This window comes from Actinomadura sp. NPDC049753 (assembly GCF_040674655.1).
Lineage (GTDB): Bacteria > Actinomycetota > Actinomycetes > Streptosporangiales > Streptosporangiaceae > Spirillospora > Spirillospora verrucosospora.
The window spans coordinates 1-3,223 of sequence record NZ_JBFARL010000385.1; the positions used below are offsets into that span (position 1 = coordinate 1).

General features: G+C 73.3%; 3 protein-coding genes. 2 read left to right on the forward strand and 1 reads right to left on the reverse strand.

Going from position 1 to position 3,223, the window contains the following annotated elements:
* On the forward strand, positions 1-808 hold an 808-nt coding region (locus AB0K37_RS41270), incomplete at its 5' end, for a hypothetical protein (RefSeq protein WP_363991440.1).
* A 108-nt stretch (positions 809-916) separates the two neighbouring features.
* Here AB0K37_RS41270 and AB0K37_RS41275 read toward each other — a convergent pair.
* Entirely contained in the window at positions 917-2,242 is a 1,326-nt protein-coding gene (locus tag AB0K37_RS41275; RefSeq protein ID WP_363991443.1) for a HAMP domain-containing sensor histidine kinase, read from the reverse strand.
* Positions 2,243-2,434: 192 nt separating this feature from the next.
* On the opposite strand from AB0K37_RS41275, the gene AB0K37_RS41280 reads away from it, so the two are divergent.
* Positions 2,435-3,223 (forward strand): LysR substrate-binding domain-containing protein (locus AB0K37_RS41280; protein ID WP_363991446.1); only part of this gene is annotated, 789 nt, incomplete at its 3' end.

Consider the following 3,223-nt stretch of genomic DNA (forward strand, 5'->3'; position numbering starts at 1 on the left):
CGACGACCGCGGGCACGTGGTGGTGGTAGCAGCCGGCGCCGAGGAAGCTGAGCGCCTCCTGGGCGCTGGTGTTGCGCGCCAGCAGCCCGCCACCTCCCTGCCCTCCAACTCGCTGCCGCCGGCCCGGCCCGTTCAGCAGGTCCTGGAGGGCGCCGTCGAGACGTCCTGCGAACGGCCGACGCAGCCCATGGTCCTCCCGGACGGCGGCGCCCCGTCCTGGGCCGGCCAGAACTGCACCATCGTGTACACCGACGTGGCCGGGTTCAGCTCGCCCGACCGCAACGACGCCGACCGGATCGGCGTGCGCCGCGCCATGTACCGGGCCCTCCGCGAGGCGTTCGAGGAGTCGGGCGTCCCCTGGGACGCCTGCCACGTCGAGGACCGCGGCGACGGCGCCCTCATCGTCATCCCGCCGCAGGTCCCCACGGCCATCGTGATCGACCCCATGCTGGTCTCGCTCGGCCGGCGGCTGCGCCGCCACAACCACCGCGCGACCGGGGCCGTACGCGTCCAGCTCAGGGTCGCCGTGAACGTCGGGCCCGTGATGCCCGACCCGCCCGGCGTGTCCGGCTCATCCATCATCACGACGGCCCGGCTCCTCGACGCCGGCCCGCTCAAGGACCGGCTCGCCGCGACCGGCGCCGACCTCGGCGTCATCGCGTCCCGTTTCGTCTACGACTCGGTGATCGTCCCGAGCCCCGGCCACGTGGCCGCCGCCGAGTACGAGCGGATCACCTGCCGGGTGAAGGAGTCGCACCTCGAAGGCTGGATCCACCTGCGCGGCCTGGCCGCCCATCCGGCGGTCTGACCGGCCGCCCGCCGGCCCGTCCCCCCGCACGGGCCGCTCCAGCCCGCCACGACCCCGCGCGCACCGCCGCCGCGGGGTTCTCCGCTTCTCACGCCCCCCGCGGACCGGTTAGCCGGCCGGCCTCCCGTCCTGGTTGCGCGGAATCCGCAGGACGAACCGGGCGCCGCGCTCGCTGTCCTCGATGGTGAGGGTGCCGCCGTGCAGCCGCGCGATCTCCCGGGCGATCGGCAGGCCGAGACCGGTGCCCCCGGGGTCGCGGGCCTTGCTGTCCTCCAGGCGGGCGAAGCGCTGGAACACCAGGTCCCGGTCCTTCTCGGCGACGCCCGCACCGTCGTCGACGACCTCCAGCACGGCGGTGCCGTCCTCCCGCGCCACCGTGATGTCGACGCGCGACTCGGCGTGCCGCTCGGCGTTGTCCAGCAGGTTCGTCAGCAGGCGGACGAGCCTGAGCCGGTCCCCGCGCACCGTCACGCCCTCCTGGAGGTGCGGGACGATCCGCTTCGTCCGCTCCGACCTCGCCACCTCGATGGTGACCAGCGCGCCGAGGTCGATCGTCTCGACCTCCTGCCAGGCGGCGGCGTCCAGCCGGGCGAGCTGCAGCAGATCCGTCACGATCGCCTGGAGCCGCTCCAGGCTCTGCAGGACGCTGCGCGCCGTCCGCGGCCAGTCGACGTCGTCCGGGTACAGCAGCGCCTCCTCGATCTGGGTGCGCGCGGCCGCGATGGGGCTGCGCAGGTCGTGGGACGCGTCGGAGGTGAAGCTGCGCTGCCGTTCGAGGGCGCTGTCCAGCCGGTCCAGGGTCGCGTTCGCGGCCTCCGCGAGCCGCCTGATCTCGTCCCGGCTCTCCGGCACCGTCACCCGGCGGCCCGACCGGTGCGCGGTGATCTCCGCCAGCTCGGCCCGGATCGCCTCCACCGGGGCGAGGGTCTGGTCCACCGTCGCCCAGGCGCGCAGGCAGGCCAGCAGGATCACCAGCAGCGAGACGCTGGCCAGGAACATGATCAGGCCGGGGCTCACGTACCAGGGGACGATCGGGACGGCGGCGTAGATCAGCCAGTCGCCGCCGGGTTTGAAGATGCGGAAGCCGATCACCCACAGGCACCGGTGCCGCCGCACCGGCGAGCACACCTTCCGGGAGGTGTAGACGCGCTCCTGCGACGGGACGAAGCGGGCGAGCGGCCGGCGTGCCATCGACCGGCCCGGCGAACCCGCGATCACCGTCCGCCTCTCGTCCATGACCTGCAGCAGGACGCCCGGCACCCCGTCGATCCGCCCCTCCACGGGCTCGCGCCGCAACGCGTACGACAGCCGGAGCGCGGCCGCGGTCGCCTCGCTGCGGGACGAGTCGGTCTCCGATCCCCGCGCCTCCACGAGGATCAGCGTCGTCACGATGGCGCAGATCACGGCGGTGACCGTCCCGGCAATAACGGTCATCCGCACCCGTATGGGCCATGTGCGCCGTCCGAACACCCGACCTCCCGCAGGTGAGGTAATCACCGCACACGCCCGGATCAGTCCTCTGAACAGCAGCGATGCAGCCAAGACCGGCAAAAGAAATGGTTGCCGGACCGACCGGTCATCCAGAAGTCGGGGCACTGGGAAGCGCCGCTACTAGCATGTCCGGTTATGGAGCTGCGCCAGCTTGAGTACTTCGTGGCGGTTACGGAAGAGGCCGGCTTCACCAAGGCCGCGGCAAGGCTGCACGTGGCCCAGCCAGGCGTGAGCGCCCAGATCCGGCAGCTGGAGCGGGAGCTGGGGCAGCCGCTGTTCGACCGCTCCGGCCGGACCGTCCGCCTGACCGAGGTCGGCGCCGCCGTCCTGCCCTACGCGCGGGCCGCGCTCGCGGCGGTCGAGGGCGCCCGGCTGGCCGTGGACGAACTGACGGGCCTGCTCCGCGGGCACGTCACTATCGGCACGATCGACTGGATCCGGTCGCTGGACCTTCCAGGAATGCTGGCCGGCTTCCACCGCGACCACCCGGACGTCGAGATCACCGTCGTCCAGGAGGACTCCGCGGCGCTGACCGAAGGGCTCCGCACCGGACGGATCGACCTGGCGTACCTCAGCCTCGGAGCCGGCCCGCCCGAGGGCGTCGCGACGCGGGTCGTCATCGAGCAGGACCTCGTCGCCGCCGTCGCCCGCGCCCACCCGCTGGCGCGCAGGTCCACGATCACCCTGCAGGCGCTCGCCGAGGAGAGCCTGATCTGCCTGCCGAAGGGCACCGGGCTGCGGTCCGTCCTGGACGCGGCCTTCGCGGACGCCGGCCTGCGCCCGCGCGTGGCGTTCGAGGCGGGCGAGCCGCCGGTGCTCGCGGAGATCGCCGCATCCGTCTCGAATCCTGCTACGAAGAACCGGCCGAGACCGTGTCCAAGGCCGTGGCCCACGGCTCGGACGACGAGGTGCGCGAGGCGTTCG

What these genes read in the sequence shown, in the direction of transcription:
- AB0K37_RS41275 (WP_363991443.1), bottom strand. Translation starts at nt 2,242, where the DNA reads ATGACCGTTATTGCCGGGACGGTCACCGCCGTGATCTGCGCCATCGTG.